The organism is Acinetobacter sp. CWB-B33, assembly GCF_039655955.1.
GTDB classification, from domain to species: Bacteria; Pseudomonadota; Gammaproteobacteria; order Pseudomonadales; family Moraxellaceae; genus Acinetobacter; species Acinetobacter bouvetii.
This window is the reverse complement of sequence record NZ_JAGFEU010000006.1, coordinates 1-18,797: the sequence shown is the minus strand read 5'-3', so window position 1 is coordinate 18,797 and position 18,797 is coordinate 1. Positions and strand designations below refer to the sequence as shown.

Here is an 18,797-nt window from a genome sequence, read left to right as displayed (position 1 = left end):
TTTTGACAGGCCAAAAGTAAACAAAAGCCCTTATTTGCCCGATATGGCATCCCTGCCATACGGACAAACGTGCGACTTCCTGTCGCCCCCCTACTTAACAAAAACTGGGAGTTTGAAAATAATTTTTTGCATAAAAAAAGCACCCCATGCGGAGTGCTTTTTGACTTAAAAATCTAAACTTTAGATTTCACGTACTGCGCCTTTAGAAGCACTTGTGGTATGCATCGCATACGCTTTCAAGGCTTTAGAGATTTTACGCGGACGCTCTTCCGCAGGCTTCCAGCCTTTGGCTTCTTGCGCTGCACGGCGCGCTGCCATGGTCGCTTCATCAACGGCTAAGTGGATGGTACGGTTTGGAATATCGATTTCGATACGGTCGCCATCTTCCACCAAACCAATCGCGCCGCCTTCAGCCGCTTCCGGAGACACGTGGCCGATCGACAGGCCCGATGAACCGCCAGAGAAACGGCCATCCGTCAACAAAGCACACTCTTTACCAAGGCCTTTCGATTTCAAGTAGCTGGTTGGATACAGCATTTCCTGCATGCCCGGGCCGCCGCGCGGGCCTTCGTAACGGATCACTACCACGTCACCGGCTTTAATTTCATTGCCCAAAATGGATTCAACTGCTGAATCTTGGCTTTCAAAGACACGCGCTGTGCCGTTGAATTTCAAGATTGAATCGTCAACACCCGCCGTTTTGACAATACAGCCATCCAATGCAATGTTGCCGTAAAGCACTGCTAAACCGCCGTCTTGTGAGAAAGCATTGGCAGCGTTACGGATCACGCCATTTTCACGGTCACCATCTAAACGTGAATAGTAGCGGTTTTGTGAGAATGCTGTCTGCGTTGGCACGCCGCCCGGCGCCGATTTAAAGAAGTTGTATACATCTTCATCTTCTGTACGGATGATGTCCCATTTGTCCAAAGCATCTTTCAAGGTTTTTTCATGCACGGTCGGTACGGAAGTATCCAATAAACCGGCACGGTCCAATTCGCCCAAAATGGACATGATGCCGCCGGCACGGTGTACATCTTCCATATGCACGTCCTGTTTTGCCGGTGCAACTTTACACAATACCGGCACTTTACGTGACAAACGGTCAATGTCGGCCATGGTGAAATCAACTTCAGCTTCATGCGCTGCCGCCAATAAATGAAGCACTGTATTGGTTGAACCGCCCATTGAAACATCAAGCGTCATTGCATTTTCAAAGGCTGCTTTAGTGGCAATTGAACGCGGCAATAAGCTGTAATCGTTTTCTTCATAATGGCGTTTGGTAATTTCAACAATCAATTGACCCGCACGCTCAAATAGTTTTTGACGGTTGGCATGCGTCGCAAGTGTCGAACCGTTGCCTGGCAGCGATAAACCGAGTGCTTCAGTTAAGCAGTTCATTGAGTTTGCAGTAAACATGCCTGAACATGAACCGCAGGTTGGACATGCTGAACGTTCGTATTCCGCCACTTCTTCATCGGTGAAACTGTCATCTGCTGCGACAATCATGGCATCGACAAGGTCAATGGCATGCTCATTGCCGCGGATTTTGACTTTACCCGCTTCCATTGGCCCGCCTGAAACGAATACCACCGGAATGTTGAGGCGCATAGAGGCCATGAGCATTCCCGGGGTGATTTTGTCACAGTTAGAAATGCAGACCATGGCATCGGCGCAATGCGCGTTCACCATGTATTCTACAGAGTCTGCAATCAAGTCACGCGAAGGCAGTGAATACAGCATGCCGTCATGCCCCATCGCAATACCGTCATCGACCGCAATGGTATTAAACTCTTTGGCCACACCGCCTGCCTGTTCAATTTGGCGCGCGACCAATTGACCCAAGTCTTTCAAATGCACATGACCGGGAACGAATTGCGTGAATGAATTGACCACCGCAATAATCGGCTTGCCAAAGTCTTCATCTTTCATCCCCGTCGCACGCCATAAACCGCGTGCGCCAGCCATATTTCTTCCGTGTGTCGATGTTTTTGAACGATAGTCAGGCATTATATATTTCCAACAAAGTTTGAGCTTGAAATGAATCAGACAGATTCATTTTGGCTAAATCATACTGACCATGATGTTAAATCAGCCGAATTTCACACATATCATACTACAAGCCATTGTTTTTCAAGATGACCCATTCGTTGAATAAAATGGCAGATATGCGTATAGGTGCGTCTCGACGATCTGACGACAAGAATCTTTAATGAAATCTACTATAACGCCATCATTCCAGATTCATTGCAAAACTTTCATGAATAATTTTTAAATTTTATATAAATATAATTTATTAAAAATCCGAAATTGATCAATCTTAAGTTATAAAAAAGCTTCCGAAGAAGCTTTTTAAGTGAAAAGATTATTTCTGCTTGATGAAATAAAGGCCTAAGCACTTTTTACCTTCCAGATCGCTGCATAATTCAGCCGTTTTTGCCGAAATCCATTTCAAACCTAAACGGATTTGTGCCTTGCTATAGTCCGTGGCTTGATTGCCGCAGCCTGCCTTTTTGTTGTCCTCGCCAACCGACATTGCAAAAACATCAATCTGGTTCGGATCCTGCGTACGGATGACAGAAAACTCACCCGTCATTTTTTTCTGCTTCGCGCTATAGGCCACTTGCGCTGGCTGGGTAAATTGGTACGTTTCTGTGCATTTGGTCTGAGCATTGTACACAGACCATGTGCCCCAGAAATTTTTCTGTAAATCCATTTGATTTTTATCAAAGGCTTGGGCCGAAAATGCACAGACACTTGCAAAAGCAAGGCAGGAGATTTTTTTAAACATTACATTTCAACTATAAAAATGCCATGCCTGAAACAGGCATGGCTGAATACATCAGTTTGATGAACTTGAACTTACCAGCTGACATTTACGCGGCGGTTTGGCGCCAAGCATTTCACAGTCGATGCCGATTTTGTTTGGCCTTCGCATTCCTTATAAATGCGGGTTGAACCGTTAGCATCGAGATTAATTTGCGCTGCTGGAATACCGTTTTGCGTAAGCAGATACGCCACAGTATTTGCACGCTGTGCAGACAAAGCCTGGTTATAGGTAAAATTGCCTAATTTATCGGCAAAACCAGTAATACGCACTTGCTTGCTGCCAGACTTTTTAATGGCGTCGGCAATTTCTTCAACACGGCTGAAGTCACGGTTAACCGCTGCTTCATCATGACGGTCAAAAGCAAACAGTACACTGGCTTGCTCATTCGCCGCATCTAAACCAGCCGCTACAAAAGCATTGGGATCTGCAGACTCGTTGTTGGCGCCATATTGCGCTAGCCCTTGGCAAGCTTCACCTTTCCAGTAATAGGCTTTAGCCAAATACTTTTTATCAAAGTCAATGCGCAGCTGGCAGCGCTTGTACTGCTGTGTTTCAGGTACACGAATGTCTAGTACATAATTCCATTCACGCACAGCAAAGACGCCTTCACTGAAGTGAGGGTGTCCCAAAATATAGCGAATCTGGTCTTTGGTTAAGCCCGCATCCAAACGGTTCACCTGATGATATTCATAGCGGTGAACTTGGTCTAAATAGCTGTCTTTCACTTCCGGAAAATGAATCGATTCATCCGCCATGTTCAGGTTCAACTGTTCAGCGGCCCAAACTGGCGTGCTGCATGCTAGACCCACGATTGCTGAGCCGATAAGGCTTTTTAACATTGTGTTCATTGTCTTCTCAATATGTATATGTGCAGTAAAAGGACAAGAGGGAAAAAGCGCATGGCTCTTTCCCGTCTAATGCATTAATCAATCACGCCGCTGATGCCGACGCGCACGCTTGGATCGCCTGATGAACCTGCAGCCACACCGCCAGTCAATGACCAGCGGCCATTGTCGGCAGTTTTACGCAAGGTGACGCCAATGGCATTTTCACCGCCGTGGTAAGCTGCGCCCGCTGCATAGGTGTATTTGCCTGGAATGTACGGCGCATTTTCCAGCGCCATGGCTGCGGCAATGCCGGCATTGGCCTTTTTCTCTACATCGTCAATACGCTGATTGGTTGAGTAGAATGCTTGCTGCAACTGATCGCCTAAGTTGGTGATGCGGTCACCCAGCACTTGATCGGCTTGGTTTAATGCGCCCAAAGCATCGCCAACGTTATTGTAGCTGCCGCCATTGACGTTATACGCCGGCGCATCAAAGCTTTCAGTGATGTTGTTATAGCCAGCGCCGCCGCCCAGATACTGAGCCAATTGCCCCATATTCACCGCGTCACTGGTTTGCACGCCATTGCTGACATTGCTCACCGCTTTATTGCCCGCATCTACGCCAGAAGCAGTCATTGATGGGCCGTTTTTAATGCTCACGCCATTGCTGTCTATTGTGGTGTTGCCCGCAACGACTTTATCCGCATTGATTTCTTTCGCTGTGACACTGTTTAAAGTCATGTCATCTTTGGTTGCCACCACATAGTTTGTGCTGCCGTCTGCATTTTTAGTAGACGTCACATCAATGTTTGAACCCGCTGTGACTGTCGTTTTGGACTCAGTCGCTGCTTTGTTCACCGCTGCAAATGCATCATTAATATTGTTTGCACCTGTGCCGCCGATGTTGCTTAAGTTGCCAGCAGCATCATAAGCGCCTGCGCCCATCATGTCGTGGATTTGACCGCCATTGACCGCATCTTGTGAACCCGCAGCAATTTGACCGTCAGCCACATTGGTCACTTGCTTATTGCCGGCATCAATGCCGTTTTTGGTGACGCTTGGACCACCGGCAATGCTTAAACCATTGTCATCAATTTTGGTATCGCCCGTTGTTACACTGCCCGCAGCGCCCAGATTAAGGTCTTTATTCAAATCGACCGTAATGTTATTGCCCTGATTTGAAACTTTTAGATTGCCATCAGCATTGCTGAAATCAACGGTATTTCCCGGTTTCACATTGCTGGCTGCACCGCCATTGGTGCTGACATTCCAGCCTTGGTTGGCATTGGCCGCCGCATTATTGACTGATTGAATCGCATCATGAATGTTGTTTGCGCCCGTGCCGCCAATATCTGAAGCGGTGATATTGCCTGTATTGGGATCAATAACGGTATTGCCGCCAATCAGGTTCGCCACATTGTTTTGTGCGTTATACAGCTGGCGGCCATTCACGGCATCTTGCGATGCAGCATTTACCGCACCATTCGCAACATTGGCAATAATCATATTGCCTGCATTAATGCCTGCATAACTGATGCTTGGACCCGTCGTAATGATGTTGCCATTGGCATCCAAAGTTTGGAAGCTTAAGCCATCAGCATTAATAACCGTGCCGCCTGCATTTACAGAATCAACGGTTAGATCTGGATTCAATGCAAAATCAATGGTATTGCCCGTTTTAGTGACAGTCAGGTTTTTCTCGGTTGATGCGGTGCCAATATCAATGGTCTCCCCCGCAACCACTGCTTTTTCATTCAGTCCGTTGGCGCTCAAATTAAAGCCTTTTTCTAAGGCATTAATGTTCTTGTTAATAATGCTGTCTAAACGTGAATCCAGCGCATATAGCTGACTGCCGTTCACCGCATCTTGTGAAGTTGAAGTCACTGAACCGTTGGCAACATTGGTGATTTTTTTGTTGCCTGCATTAATGCCTGAAACCAGAACACTTGGGCCGCCAACAATGCTCAAACCTTGGTTGTTCAATAAACTGCTGCCAGCTTTCAACGAAGTCACATCTAAATTGTCAGCGGTTGCAACTTTATAGTCGCTGCTGCCGTCGGCATTCTTAGTTTCAGTCACCACCATATTTTTGCCTTGGCTTACCGTGGTTTTAGCCGCAGCCACCGCTTCATCAATGGTGTTTTTGCCTGTACCGCCAATATTGGAGGTACTGATATTGCCGGTGTTTGGATCAATAGCGGTATTGCCGCCAATCACATTCGCCACATTGTTTTGCGCGCTATACAGCTGGCTGCCATTCACAGCATCTTGCGAACTTGCAGAAACATTGCCATTGGCAACATTGGCAATTTTCTTGTTGCCTGCATCAATGCCAGAAGCTAAAACACTTGGGCCGCCAACAATGCTTAAACCATTGCTGTTAATTGCGGTATTGCCGGCTTTTAATGAAGTCACATCTAAATTGTCAGACGTTGCAACTTCATAGTTGGTGCTGCCATCTGCATTTTGAGTGGCTTTCACTTCCATGTTCTTGCCTTGGCTGACCGTGGTTTTGGCTGCAGCTACGGCTTCAGAAATGGTGTTTTTGCCTGTACCGCCAATATTCGACGCACTGATATTGCCGGTATTTGGATCAATGGATGTATTGCCGCCAATCACATTCGCCACATTGTTTTGCGCGCTATACAGCTGGCTGCCATTCACAGCATCTTTTGAACTTGCAGAAACATCGCCATTGGCAACATTGGCAATTTTCTTGTTGCCTGCATCAATGCCATTTACACCAACACTTGGCCCTGTGGCAATAGGGTTGCCGTTTGCATCTAATCCTACAAAGCTTAGACCGCTGTCATTTAATACCGTGCCGCCCGCAGTCACCGAAGTCACCTTCAAATCCGGGTTCAATGCAAAATCAATGGTATTGCCGGATTTGGTCACAGTGAGATTTTTCTCATCCGCAGCGGTACCAATATCAATCGTTGCGCCAGCAACAACCGCTGCGGTGTTTTGACCATTTGCAGTTAAACTAAAACCTTGCTCAAGATTGGCGATATTTTGATTTAAGATCTGATCAATACGCGAATCTACCGCATAAAGCTGGCTGCCATTCACCGCATCACTCGAAGTTGCAGTCACATCGCCATTGGCAACATTGCTAATTTTCTTATTGCCTGCATTGATGCCTGAAGCTAAAACACTTGGGCCGCCTGTAATACTTAAACCATTATTATTAATGAGTGTATTGCCGGCTTTCAGAGATGTCACATCCAAATTATCCGCTGTCGCGACTTGATAATTGCTGCTGCCATCGGCATTTTTCGTTTCTTTAACCGTAATGTTTTTGCCTTCAGTCACAGTCGTTTTGGCTGCAGCAACCGCTTCAGAAATGGTGTTTTTACCCGTACCGCCAATATTTGCAGCAGTCACTGCCCCAGTATTTGGATCAATTACCGTGCTTCCGCCAATCAGGCTGGCCACATTATTCTGCGCGCCGTAAAGCTGACTGCCATTGACTGCATCTTTTGAGGCTGCTGAAATGCTGCCTGCGGCAACATCGCTGATCACTTTATTGCCGGCATTAATACCAGCTAAAGTAATACTTGGGCCATTGGCAATGGTTAAGCCGTTGTTGTTAATCAGCGTATTGCCTGCTTTCAAAGATTTAACATCTAAATCATCTGCAGTTGCCACGATGTAGTTGCTGCTGCCGTCCGTATTTTTTGTTTCTTTAACGGTAATGTTCTTGCCTTCTTCCACTGTGCTTTTCGCAGCAGCCACCGCTTCAGAAATGGTATTTTTACCTGTACCGCCAATATTGGAGGCGCTGATATTGCCTTTCGCATCGACAACAGCAGTGCCGCCAATCACATTCGCCACATTATTTTGCGCAGCATATAACTGGCTGCCATTCACCGCATCTTGCGATGTTGATGAAATCGCGCCCGCAGCGACACTGCTGATGACTTTATTGCCAGCGTCAATGCCCGCAGATGTCACACTTGGACCGCCGTTGGCAATGCTTAAGCCATTGCTGGTTAAAATGCTGTCACCTACGGTTAAGCCTTGCGCATTTAAAGTATTGCCGCCTGCCGTAATGCTGTTGGCGACATTAATGTCATCACCCAAACGAATTTGAACTTGGCCATTCGCAACCAGCGTCTCAATATTTGAATCTGCGCCCACCACGTCAACGGCTTCACCCAAAGCTTTTTGAACCGTTCTGCCGTCTTGCGCTTTTAATGCAAAGCCTTTATTGGCTGTATCTAAAGCAGTTTGTGCTTTGTTATCTGTTTTAAATAACTGACTGCCATTGACCGCATCTTTAGAAGTTGCATTCACATCTCCGGCTAAAACATTTTTAATTTTTGTATCGCCTGCATTAATGCCCGATACAGTAATGCTTGGTCCCATGAGATCGCCAGTCGCATTGACAAATTGTAAGCCGTTATCACTAAGCTTAGTTGCGCCTGTCGTAACAGAATCTAAGGCCAAGTCTTTATTCAAACTAAAATCAATCGTTGTACCAATACGCGATACATTTAAATTCTTTTCAGTTGCATCTGTACCAATATCAAGGATGGCACCTTCACCAACCAACGACGGCGCATCCCCATTGCTTGCAACAGAGAATTTTGCTTGTACACCAGTTAGTGCCTTTGTGATCACATTATCAACGCTTTGCTGAACAGCATAAAGTTGACTGCCATTCACGGCATCGGAAGATTGAGCGCTTAAATCCCCTTTAGCAACTTGGGTTATTTTATAGTCGCCAGCATTAATCCCTGTAGCTGTAATACTTGGACCTGCAGGCGCACCTGCCGCAGTAATAAAACTTAAACCATTTTGGTTAAGGACCGTATTGCCTGCTGTGATGCTGTCTACAGTAATGTCTTTCGCTAAAGCTAGCTGTACACCATCACTTGTAGTCGTGCTGGTGACATTACTGTCACCCTTCACATTAATTGTGTTACCTAGTTGGTAATTATTATTTGTTTTGCCATCACCAAAATTAATGCCTTTGTTTGCTGTTGCTTGCGCAGCGTCCGCTGCAGTTTGCGCATTCGTTACATTTTGGTTAGTTTGATAAAGCTGGCTGCCATTCACTGCATCTTTTGATGATGCAGATACATCACCTTTGGCCACATTGCTAATTTTCTGATTACCCGCATTAATGCCCGATGCAAGAACACTTGGACCGCCAGCAATGGTCAAGCCATTGTTATTAATAGTGGTATTGCCAGCTATTAAAGACGTAACATCTAAATTGTCATCTGTAGAAACTGCATAGTTAGTGCTGCCATCAGTATTTTTAGTTTCTTTAACAGTAATATTTTTACCATTGCTGACCGTCGTTTTTGCTGCTGCTACAGCTTCAGAAATAGTGTTTTTACCTGTACCGCCAATATTAGACGTACTGATATTGCCTGTATTTGGATCAATAGACGTACTGCCGCCAATCACGCTCGCAATATTATTTTGCGCGCTATACAGTTGACTGCCATTCACGGCATCTTTTGAAGCAGCGCTGATATCACCATTGGCGACATTGGTCACTTTTTTGCTGCCTGCATCAATACCGGAAGCCAGTACACTTGGACCGCCAGCAATGGTTAGGCCGCTATTATTTAAAACATTGTTTCCAGCGGCAATACTGTCTACAGTAATGTCTTTCGCTAAAGCCAGCTGTACGCCATCACTTGTAGTCGTGCTGGTGACATTGCTGTCACCCTTCACATTTATTGTTTCACCCAGCGCATAGTTATTATTTGTTTTGCCATCACCAAAGCTAATGCCTTTATTTGCTGTTGCTTGCGCAGCATCCGCAGCTGTTTGCGCATTCGTTACATTTTGGTTGGTTTGATAAAGCTGGCTGCCATTTACTGCATCTTTTGAAGCAGCGATGATATCACCATTGGCGACATTGGTCACTTTTTTGCTGCCTGCATCAATACCGGAAGCCAGTACACTCGGGCCGCCAGCAATCGCTAGACCATTATTGTTCAGCGTGGCATTGCCAGCTGTTACAGACGTTACATTTAAATCATCTGCTGTTGCAACTTCATAATTGCTGCTGCCGTCAGTATTTTTAGTTTCTTTAACGGTAATATTTTTACCATTGCTGACTGTCGTTTTCGCTAGAGCAGCCGCTTTTTTCAGCTGTGAAACATTGACTGCATCTGTATCTGCAGAACCTGCACTTACCCCCGTAATACGGCGGTCCCCGATATTCATTTCGCCTTTAGCCGTGCCTCCGACCAAATAGGCTTGATTTGACAAAGTTTGACTGTTTGCAATTGATCCGGAACCCATAGCAATAGAATTTTTATTATTTGCTACCGCGCCATTACCAATCGCAATCGAATTGATGGCTGCTTTATCGACAATTGAGTTTGTACCCAACGCAATACTTTGATCTGCTTGCGCTTTAGAAATTGCGCCAATGGCCAGCGCGCCGCCGCCAGCAGCATTCGCAAATACCCCCAATGCAGTGCTTGCAACACCAGAAGATGTTGCCGTCATGCCAACGGCTGTAGAGAAGTTGCCTTCCGAATATGCCTGTACCCCCAACGCCACTGAACCATGGCCTTTTGATTCTGTTGAACGGTACTCTTTCGCTTTTAAACGCACACCGGTCAAGGCTTCATAAGAATCATTGACTGCTTTGTTTTCAGCCATACGGTCAATATCATCACCGCCAATTGCAATCGATGAATTGCCTGATGAAATGACATTTGCACCCAATGCAATCGATTGGTCACCTGATGCTTTTGTAATATTGCCAATCGCAATCGATTGATTCGCACCAGTCACACTGCTTGCTGTAGTTGCATCGGTGCCAATTGCAATTGAATTGTTCACTACAGCTTTGCCGCCGCCAATTTCATATGAAGCTGCTAACACTTCAGATGAACATAGAATGCCGCCGATTGCTAAAGGCAATGCAAGCAGCTTGAGTGTTTTCGATTTTGTTTTCGAATGACCTTTGGCTAATTCAGAAACAGCAACCCACGTACCTAGAGTTACATTCCACACAACTTTATAGACTTTATTCATCTAAATCTGGCTCTCTTTTCAATGAATTTATGCGTTTTAATTTCGATGATTTAACACACAAAAACATAACAAATTACGTGCATAAAAATATGTTTGATCTATTTTATTTTAATCTGTTTTTTCATAAAACATGAATAATATACAAAAAATAACCACCACTCTCATCATAAAGTCATGTTTAATATGATTTTATTCAAAATATCTAAATAAATTAGTTTTACTATTTAGTAAAATGAAAGAATTTCGCTTTTTACAAAAATAAATCATTAAATATTTTTAAACAGTCACTTTTATTTATTTAAAAAAACTAAATTCTTATATATTTTTTATATTAATTAACAAATTTGGGCTGACAAAGGTTTTTTGAACCATGTTTGATATAATCAACTTTTAATTTTTTAGGCATACATGTGAAAATCGTCTTTGCGGGTACACCTGAATTTGCAGCTGAAGCACTGGCTGCGCTGATCAATACAGATCACGAAATTATCGCGGTCTATACTCAGCCTGACCGCAAAGCTGGACGCGGACAGAAGCTGACAGCATCTGCTGTCAAGCAATTAGCCCTCGAACACAATTTGCCGGTTTATCAGCCCTTGCACTTCAAAGCGTCAACTGAAGAAGGCTTGGCTGCGCAAAAACAATTAGCTGAATTGAATGCCGATGTCATGGTTGTGGCTGCTTATGGCCTGATCCTGCCTCAAGCGGTTCTGGATACGCCTCAATACGGCTGCCTGAATATTCATGGCTCATTATTGCCCCGCTGGCGCGGCGCCGCGCCCATTCAGCGCGCGATTGCAGCGGGAGATGCAGAAACAGGCGTAACCATCATGAAAATGGCGGCAGGCCTGGATACCGGCGACATGATGTATAAAACCATTTGCCCAATAGACGCAACCGACACGTCAGCCAGCCTGCAAGATAAATTAGCGCGTCAAGGCGCAGAGGCAATCGTTGCTGTTCTCGAGTCTGAAGAAAAGCTTAAGCATTACTTGGACACCCGTGAAGTTCAGGACGAATCACTCACGGTCTATGCGCATAAATTGTCTAAAGCGGAAGCAAAAATTGACTGGTCGCTGGATGCGGTCAGCATTGACCGCAATATCCGCGCATTTAACCCATGGCCTGTAGCCTTTATCCCGCTGGACGAAAGCAATAATCTGCGTGTTTGGGGTTCAATGCTGTCTGAGCAAAATGCTGCCGGAAAGGCGCCAGGCGCTATTCTCTGTTTAGACAGCCTTGGCGTTCATGTGGCTTGCGGCAACGAAAAGGCCGTTTGCCTCACCAGCCTGCAATGGCCCGGCGGTAAAGCGTTAAATCCAGTTCAAATTAATCAAACTCAAAAACTATCAGCAGGAAATACATTCGCATGAGCCAAATTCAATCGTCTGCAAAAAATTTGAATTTGCGTGCGCAAGTCGTTAAGACATTACTGGCCGTACAAAATGGGCAATCTTTAACATCTGTCTTAAACCAGCATCTCAATATTGTTTCTGAACGTGACCGCGGCTTGTATCATGAGCTCAGCTTAGGCTGCTTGCGCCAGTGGTATTCCTTAAAAGCCATTACCCTGCCCCTGCTCACTAAGCCTTTAGACAATGAAGCCTTAGAAAGCTGTTTATATTTAGGTTTATATCAGCTTTTATGCACGCGCATTCCTGCACATGCAGCAATTTCTGAAACCGTCAACGCGGTCAAGCAATTAGGCTTTGAGCCGATGAGCGGATTGGTCAATGCCATTCTGCGCCGTGTTTCACGTGAAACAGAGGAATTTCAAACGGCCTTGGGAAATAGCCATGGCCTGCCAAGCTGGCTGTTCAAGCGCCTGAAAAAAGACTGGCCAGAACAGCTGACGGAACTCTGTCAGAATCTGAAGCAGACTGCACCGCTGACCCTGCGCGTCAATCAGCGTCAAATCAGCCGTGATGAATATCTTGAAATTTTAGATGAAGAACAGATCGGCGCGCATGCATGTGATCTTTCAGATGCCGGCATTGTCCTTGAGCAAACAGGCAATATTACTCAACTGCCGGGTTTTGAAGAAGGCGGTTTTTCAGTTCAGGATGAGCATGCGCAATTGTGCGCCATGCTGCTGCCCAACCTTGATGACAAAATTGTCGTAGATGCCTGCGCTGCACCAGGCGGTAAAACCGCGCATATTTTAGAACGCTTCCAGCCTAAAAAATTGATTGCGCTGGACCATGACGCCAAACGCTTGCTGCGTGTTTCAGAAAACTTAGAGCGCCTGGAATTAAGCGCGCAGGCGGATGTCGAAATTATCACTGCGGATGCAGCCAAATGGACTGCGCCAGAACCTGTAGACTGCATTGTGCTGGATGCGCCATGTTCCGCCATTGGCGTCATGCGCCGCCATCCGGATATCCGTTTGCTGCGCCAGTCGGCCGATATTCAGCAAACTACAGATTTGCAAAAGCAGATTTTGAACCACATGTGGGGGCAATTGAAAGTCGGCGGAACACTGCTGTATATCACATGCTCTATTTTAAAAATTGAGAATGAACAGCAAATGGTGAATTTCTTTGCTGAACATGCAGATGCCAAAGAAATTAAAATTGAAGAAAATTGGGGGCTGGCGCAAATCCACGGCCGTCAACTCTTGCCTGAGAACGGTTTTGGAGACGGTTTCTATTATTGCCGAATCCAGAAAACCGCTTAACTTTCCTTGACGCTCTCCCCCGCTGAAAAGCAGAAGCTGAGCAAGCGCGGATAAAAAAAGCAGGCTGTAAAGCCTGCTTTTTTTTGGGGATGATTATTAAAGCGTGTGCTGGTCCTTCACATCTTCCAACACATCATCCAGCTCTTCCGGGTTCTTCATTAAGTGCAGAATGGACAACGCCAATCCGCCCCATAAAAACACCATGGAAATCACCATCATCACAATTGCGGAAGTATTCATCTTAACGCTCCTCACGGTCTTTCATTTGCGCCAAAATAAGAGCAACCACGGCACAGAACATCACACAGCCCCAGCCAAATATCCATTGAAGGCTGGCGCTGTAATCACCATAGCCTTTCATCAGCAGGTGGTAAACCGTCATGGCCAGCGTCACCAGCAGAATCAGTGACGTGATTACCGTTAAAGTGAAATCCCAGCCCTTGCCCAATTTTACCGTAGAAATGGCATTCACATGATTTTTAATTTCCAGCAGCGCCGAACGCTTAAACCAGGCAATGCAGACAATGGACAGCAAAGCGCCGCCAATAATGCCGATGTTATTGATGAAATGATCAATAATATCCACCAGCTTAATTGAGTTCACACTGGAAAACAGCGCAATAGAAACCACTGCGCTTCCGCCGCCAACAATTGTTACCGCTTTTTTACGGCCCCACTTCAGCTTATCCATCATGGCGGCAATTGGAACTTCCAAAATACTGACCATTGATGAAATGCCCGCGACAAAAAGCGAAGTGAAGAATAAAAAGCCAAAGAGGTCTGAACCAGAACCCATGCTGGAAATAATTTTAGGAAAGGCAATAAAAGCTAAGCCAATTCCGCCGCTGACCACATCCTGAACATTCGAATTTGCGGTATAGGCCATAAAGCCCAGCGCGGCAAAGATACCGATGCCCGCTAATATTTCAGTCGATGCATTTGCAAAACCAACGATTAAGCCTGAACCAGTCAAATTGGTTTTCGGCTTTAAATAAGATGCATAGGTCACCATAATCCCGAAGCCTACAGACAGCGAGAAGAAGGTATGGCCATAGGCCGCCAGCCAGACTTTATAATCCATCATGGCGGCCCAGTTCGGCGTAAAGAAAGCATTTAAGCCCGCTGCAGCGCCTGGCAAGCGCAATGCCTGAATGACTAAGACTGTAAACAGCACAAATAATAACGGCATGAAAATTTTATTTGAAAGCTCGACGCCTTTTTTCACGCCGCCGTATAAAATCACCAGTGTCAGCGCCCAAATGCCTGCCAATGGCCAAAAGATATGGCTGACAAATCTGGGATCAAAGCCGGCTGCATCACTGGTCTGCAAATAGGTCTTAAAAAAGAAGCCTTCAGGATCATGGCCCCACATTTGGCCAATCGAGAAATACACATAGCTGCCGGCCCAAGTCAGCACGCTGGCATAGTACAGGCCAATAATGATGCACACACAGACTTGCCACCAGCCCAGAGTCTCGCCTCCGCGGAACAGCTTGCGGTATGCTTTTGGAGGCGAACCGCTGCTTTTATGGCCAACCGCGTAATCTAAGAATAAAAGCGGTAAGCCGGCAGTAATTAAAGCAATTAAATATGGAATTAAAAATGCGCCGCCGCCATTTTCATAAGCAACATAAGGGAAACGCCAAATGTTGCCAAGCCCTACCGCAGATCCGACGGCTGCAATAATAAAGCCCGATCGTGACGTCCAGTTTTCACGAGTATCTGTCATAAAATATCAACCTTAGGCTCCTTTTGATGCTGCTTTTTTATCGATTATTCGCAAGCCGCAAAAGTGCCATTAAAAAAATAATTCTGTGTGTCTGAACATAGCGCGCCGCCTTTTGAGCGGTATCAGCTAATTGCAAACAGGAAAATTCTGCTAAATCTTGCTTAAAGTTCTTTACAGATATTGACCTTTATATGAACTAAACAATACCGTCTTTTAAGCAAATTTTCTGTAATTTGTGGCTGAAATATTCACTTTTCATAATATATTTCTATTCATTTGAACAAATTATCAGCTTATTTTTTATACATTATTATTCATAAATAAACAAACTTTTTGGAATGCATTTGCCGCCTGAATCAATGCGTCTTTAAACCGCGCGGCTAACCGGCATTCAGCACATCATCAAACCGCTTTTTCAGCTCTTTTATATAAATCCCAAGCGATTTTTTCACCATTCATCAAATGCCGCTCTGCATCAGCCTAGTTTCAGCATATCCGTCTGCCCTTTTAGCGCATTATTCATGTGATTTCCTTCATTTTTTATAAGTAAAGCACAGTCCTAACGCTTTAATAGCATTTTTTTTAAAACAACCGGACTTCAGATTTTCTTTTCGCAGGGGCACATTCAAGCTATGATGCGCGTGGAATATGGGCACTTTTCAGCCGCCTCAAACTTTTAAGATTATTTTTCATAGATGGGATGCAACATGAAAGCTTTAAAACTCCTTTGCGCCATTCTGGGCATAACGGCGCTGCATAGCGCGCATGCTGATTTTATTGGACTCAAAGGCAGCATTGATTACTGGCAATACAATGCGGATCTGAGCCATCCGCAGCACAATCCCTCTCAGTCTGAACTGGATGATGACCGCGGGCTTGCTTTCTCTGCAGCCATTGAACATCCTGTACCCTTTTTGCCCAATGTCAAAATTAAGCATATTAATCTGCAGGCAGAAAGCGCAGAAAGCTTTTCTGATGTTCAGCGCAACCAGCTCGATATTAATTACTCAGACTTTATTCTGTATTACGAAATCTTGGACAATATTATCAATGCAGATGTCGGCGCAGGTGTGAAAAGCATTGAGGGTGATATTCGCCATAATTACACTTCAACGCAAGATATCAGTGAAACCCTGCCTATGCTGTACGCGCAGGCAGGCGTAAAATTGCCTTTGACTGGATTTAGCGCTAATGCTGAAGTCAGCGTAGCCGGATTGAATCATGAGCAAGTCACGGATGCTCAGGCTGAACTGAAATATAATTTTATTGATTCTGCTTTAGTCGATGTCGGCGCAAAAATCGGTTACCGCATACTGGATATTCAATTGAAGAAAGATTCAGATGACGAAGCTAAACTGAAATTTAAAGGCCCATATTTAGGCGTAGAAGCGCATTTTTAAATGCATTGCCATGTACGCAATCGCTTACAAGCGCTGACGAAAAGCAGTGCTATACAGCCATGCTGAATTCAAATATATTGAGATCATACAGAGACAGGATGTCTCAAAAGAACAAAATGAAAAGAATAAAATTAAAGAAAGCAGGAAGCTTAGACCGAACAGGAGTTCAGTCGAAAACTGATACGAAAAAGCCCTTGGCAGGATACCAAGGGTTTTTTTCTTTGCAACCTGATTCTTTTAAGCGTAAAAAAGGCCCCGATAATCTGAGCCTTTTAATCAAGCATGAAATTAACCCAATGAACGCTGTGCCTTTAAGGCCTTTTTAGACGAAGCTGCGGCTTGAATCTCTTCAACGTCTGTTTCGCTTTTACGGATAAAGAATACCGCAACAGCCGCAATCACCACAGGAATACCGACGGCCATAAAGTTGACTTGATGCGGAAATTCTTTAGACAATAGAATACCGATCAAAATAGGCCCGACAATCGCCCCCGTACGGCCAACTGCGGATGCCCAGCCGATTCCTGTTGAACGCACAGATAATGGATAATATTGCGCCACATAACTGTACAGCAAAATTTGTGAGCCAATGGCAGAAGCGCCTGCAACGGCAACCAGGAAATAAAGAACCGGCTGCGGCGAGTTGAAGCCCAGCAGCGACAATGCAACCGCCCCTGCTAAACATAAGCTGATAATCACCGGCTTTAAGTGGAATCTATCTGCCAGAATACCGCCGCCGACAGTCCCGATCACTGCACCAATATTCATCGCCAGCAGAAACATTAAGCTGCTGCCCATCGAATAGCCTGCCGCCATCATCAATTTAGGCAGCCAGCTGCCTAACGCATAGAGCGTCAATAAGCACATAAAGAAGCAAAGCCAGAATAAAGCTGTACCGATACCCCGGCCTTGCTGATACAGCGCCTTAACTGTTGTTCCGCCTGGCACAGTCACTTCCGACAGTTCAAGCTGTGTATCGGCACTCAAAGGCTGCTCAGGAGAAATCTTTTTCAGAATTTGACGCGCTTCATCATGACGCTTGACCTTGACTAAAAAAGTCACTGATTCAGGCAAAAATTTCCATGCAAATGGCAATAGCAGCAGCGGAAAGCCCGCAATAAAGAACATGATCGGCCAGCCAAAGCTTGGGGTAAACCATGATCCAAACAGCGCTGCCATAATTCCCCCCATGGCATAGCCGCTGAACATGGTTGTCACCAGCGTACTGCGCAGCTTTTTCGGCGCATATTCCGAAGTGAGCGCTACAAGGTTAGGAAGCACACCGCCGATGCCTAAACCGGCTAAAAATCGCAATGCGCCAAATTCAGTTGGGTTCGATGCAAAGCCGCCCGCAAAAGTAAAACCGCTGAATAAGAATACGCAAATCATAATGACCTTTTTACGGCCAATCTTATCTGCCAGCGTGCCAAACAGCATCGCGCCAAACATCATGCCAGCCAATGCCGTACTCGCCAGCATGCCCGCTTGAACTGTGGTTAGCCCCCAATCTTTCATCAACAGCGGCAAAGCCACGCCATTAATCGCTAAATCATAGCCATCAAATAAAATTAAAATTAAGCACCAAAGCATGATGCTTAAATGCGATTTTGTAAATTTTGCATTATCTATGGCATTATTCACATTCATTGTGTTTGCCGACATGAGACCTCACCTCCAATTGTGAGATTAATTTCGGTTTACAATGCGGTTTTGAATGGTTTTTGTCCAAAATTTCAAAGGTATCACCCCATACCTTAAAAATATCAAAATCATAATTGGTAATAAAATGTCAGAAAAAGCTATGGAGAATAAAAATATTTATTTGATACTTAAGCGATGAACCATGGGTCTAGTTTTATTTTTAATAAAAATCAATGTGTTAATGATATAAATTCAACAATCAGACAATAGATGATTTGATATAAAAATTGGCAGTTTTAACCAGATAATCTATAAAAAATTATGAAGGCCTGAGCCTATAGCCGCATTTATCCCTTAAATGGCAAAAAGAATCAGACTAAATCATAATAAAACTCAGAATAAAATGATGTCTGGAGCAATAAAAATACGCTGCATATCTTAAGAAGATCAATATCAGGGCTTCAGACTGCGTTCAAGGCTCTCCGCGGGCAACTATTTCCTATTTTTTTATTTCGCATAAAAAAACACCCCTAACTGCTTGAGTTAGGGGTGTTTTAGAATAATGAGCTGGCGATGACTTACTCTCACATGGGTAACCCCACACTACCATCAGCGCTAAGAGGTTTCACTTCTGAGTTCGGGAAGGGATCAGGTGGTTCACTCTTGCTATTGTCGCCAGC

At 45.0% G+C, this 18,797-nt stretch carries 10 protein-coding genes and 1 rRNA gene; 3 read left to right on the top strand and 8 right to left on the bottom strand.

The window, feature by feature from the left end; genetic code table 11:
• Positions 1-180 precede the first annotated feature (180 nt).
• The 4 genes from ilvD to JZ784_RS14835 form a co-directional block, all read right to left on the bottom strand.
• Positions 181-2,010, bottom strand: coding sequence for a dihydroxy-acid dehydratase (gene ilvD, locus JZ784_RS14850; RefSeq protein WP_346315389.1), 1,830 nt, complete (start codon positions 2,008-2,010; stop codon positions 181-183).
• A 355-nt stretch (positions 2,011-2,365) separates the two neighbouring features.
• The gene (locus JZ784_RS14845) at positions 2,366-2,716 is read right to left on the bottom strand and encodes a hypothetical protein (protein ID WP_346315388.1); all 351 of its coding nucleotides are present in this window, start codon (positions 2,714-2,716) and stop codon (positions 2,366-2,368) included.
• A 146-nt stretch (positions 2,717-2,862) separates the two neighbouring features.
• Positions 2,863-3,678 (bottom strand): OmpA family protein, encoded by an 816-nt coding sequence (locus tag JZ784_RS14840; protein WP_346315387.1) that lies wholly within the window; start codon positions 3,676-3,678, stop codon positions 2,863-2,865.
• A 74-nt stretch (positions 3,679-3,752) separates the two neighbouring features.
• Positions 3,753-10,670: an ESPR-type extended signal peptide-containing protein gene (locus tag JZ784_RS14835; protein ID WP_346315386.1), complete on the bottom strand. Its 6,918-nt coding sequence runs from the start codon at positions 10,668-10,670 to the stop codon at positions 3,753-3,755.
• 410 nt (positions 10,671-11,080) lie between these two features.
• Here JZ784_RS14835 and fmt point away from each other — a divergent pair, with 410 nt between their 5' ends.
• Both fmt and rsmB read left to right on the top strand, forming a co-directional pair.
• Complete coding sequence (gene fmt, locus JZ784_RS14830; protein ID WP_346315385.1) at positions 11,081-12,043, top strand: methionyl-tRNA formyltransferase; 963 nt, start codon at positions 11,081-11,083, stop codon at positions 12,041-12,043.
• Positions 12,040-13,347, top strand: a complete 1,308-nt coding sequence (rsmB, locus tag JZ784_RS14825; protein ID WP_346315384.1) for a 16S rRNA (cytosine(967)-C(5))-methyltransferase RsmB — start codon at positions 12,040-12,042, stop codon at positions 13,345-13,347. The genes fmt and rsmB overlap by 4 nt, the downstream gene beginning before the upstream one ends.
• A gap of 96 nt (positions 13,348-13,443) precedes the next feature.
• On the opposite strand, the gene JZ784_RS14820 is transcribed toward rsmB, so the two are convergent.
• Both JZ784_RS14820 and JZ784_RS14815 read right to left on the bottom strand, forming a co-directional pair.
• The gene (locus JZ784_RS14820; RefSeq protein WP_005012345.1) at positions 13,444-13,587 is read right to left on the bottom strand and encodes a methionine/alanine import family NSS transporter small subunit; all 144 of its coding nucleotides are present in this window, start codon (positions 13,585-13,587) and stop codon (positions 13,444-13,446) included.
• Position 13,588: 1 nt separating this feature from the next.
• Positions 13,589-15,076, bottom strand: coding sequence for a sodium-dependent transporter (locus JZ784_RS14815; protein ID WP_346315383.1), 1,488 nt, complete (start codon positions 15,074-15,076; stop codon positions 13,589-13,591).
• A gap of 707 nt (positions 15,077-15,783) precedes the next feature.
• Between JZ784_RS14815 and JZ784_RS14810 the strand changes: the two genes are divergently transcribed.
• Positions 15,784-16,476, top strand: coding sequence for a TIGR04219 family outer membrane beta-barrel protein (locus JZ784_RS14810; protein ID WP_346315382.1), 693 nt, complete (start codon positions 15,784-15,786; stop codon positions 16,474-16,476).
• Between the two features lie 288 nt (positions 16,477-16,764).
• Here the strand turns inward: JZ784_RS14810 and JZ784_RS14805 are convergent, their stop codons facing one another.
• Complete coding sequence (locus JZ784_RS14805; protein ID WP_346315381.1) at positions 16,765-18,138, bottom strand: MFS transporter; 1,374 nt, start codon at positions 18,136-18,138, stop codon at positions 16,765-16,767.
• Positions 18,139-18,682: 544 nt separating this feature from the next.
• A 5S ribosomal RNA gene (gene rrf / locus JZ784_RS14800) occupies positions 18,683-18,797 on the bottom strand.

Bases quoted from the DNA above. Each gene is read 5' to 3' on its own strand.
- ilvD (WP_346315389.1), bottom strand. From the start codon at position 2,010: ATGCCTGACTATCGTTCAAAAACATCGACACACGGAAGAAATATGGCT.
- JZ784_RS14845 (WP_346315388.1), bottom strand. From the start codon at position 2,716: ATGGATTTACAGAAAAATTTCTGGGGCACATGGTCTGTGTACAATGCT.
- JZ784_RS14840 (WP_346315387.1), bottom strand. From the start codon at position 3,678: ATGAACACAATGTTAAAAAGCCTTATCGGCTCAGCAATCGTGGGTCTA.
- JZ784_RS14835 (WP_346315386.1), bottom strand. From the start codon at position 10,670: ATGAATAAAGTCTATAAAGTTGTGTGGAATGTAACTCTAGGTACGTGG.
- rsmB (WP_346315384.1), top strand. From the start codon at position 12,040: ATGAGCCAAATTCAATCGTCTGCAAAAAATTTGAATTTGCGTGCGCAA.
- JZ784_RS14820 (WP_005012345.1), bottom strand. From the start codon at position 13,587: ATGAATACTTCCGCAATTGTGATGATGGTGATTTCCATGGTGTTTTTA.
- JZ784_RS14815 (WP_346315383.1), bottom strand. From the start codon at position 15,076: ATGACAGATACTCGTGAAAACTGGACGTCACGATCGGGCTTTATTATT.
- JZ784_RS14810 (WP_346315382.1), top strand. From the start codon at position 15,784: ATGAAAGCTTTAAAACTCCTTTGCGCCATTCTGGGCATAACGGCGCTG.
- JZ784_RS14805 (WP_346315381.1), bottom strand. From the start codon at position 18,138: ATGTCGGCAAACACAATGAATGTGAATAATGCCATAGATAATGCAAAA.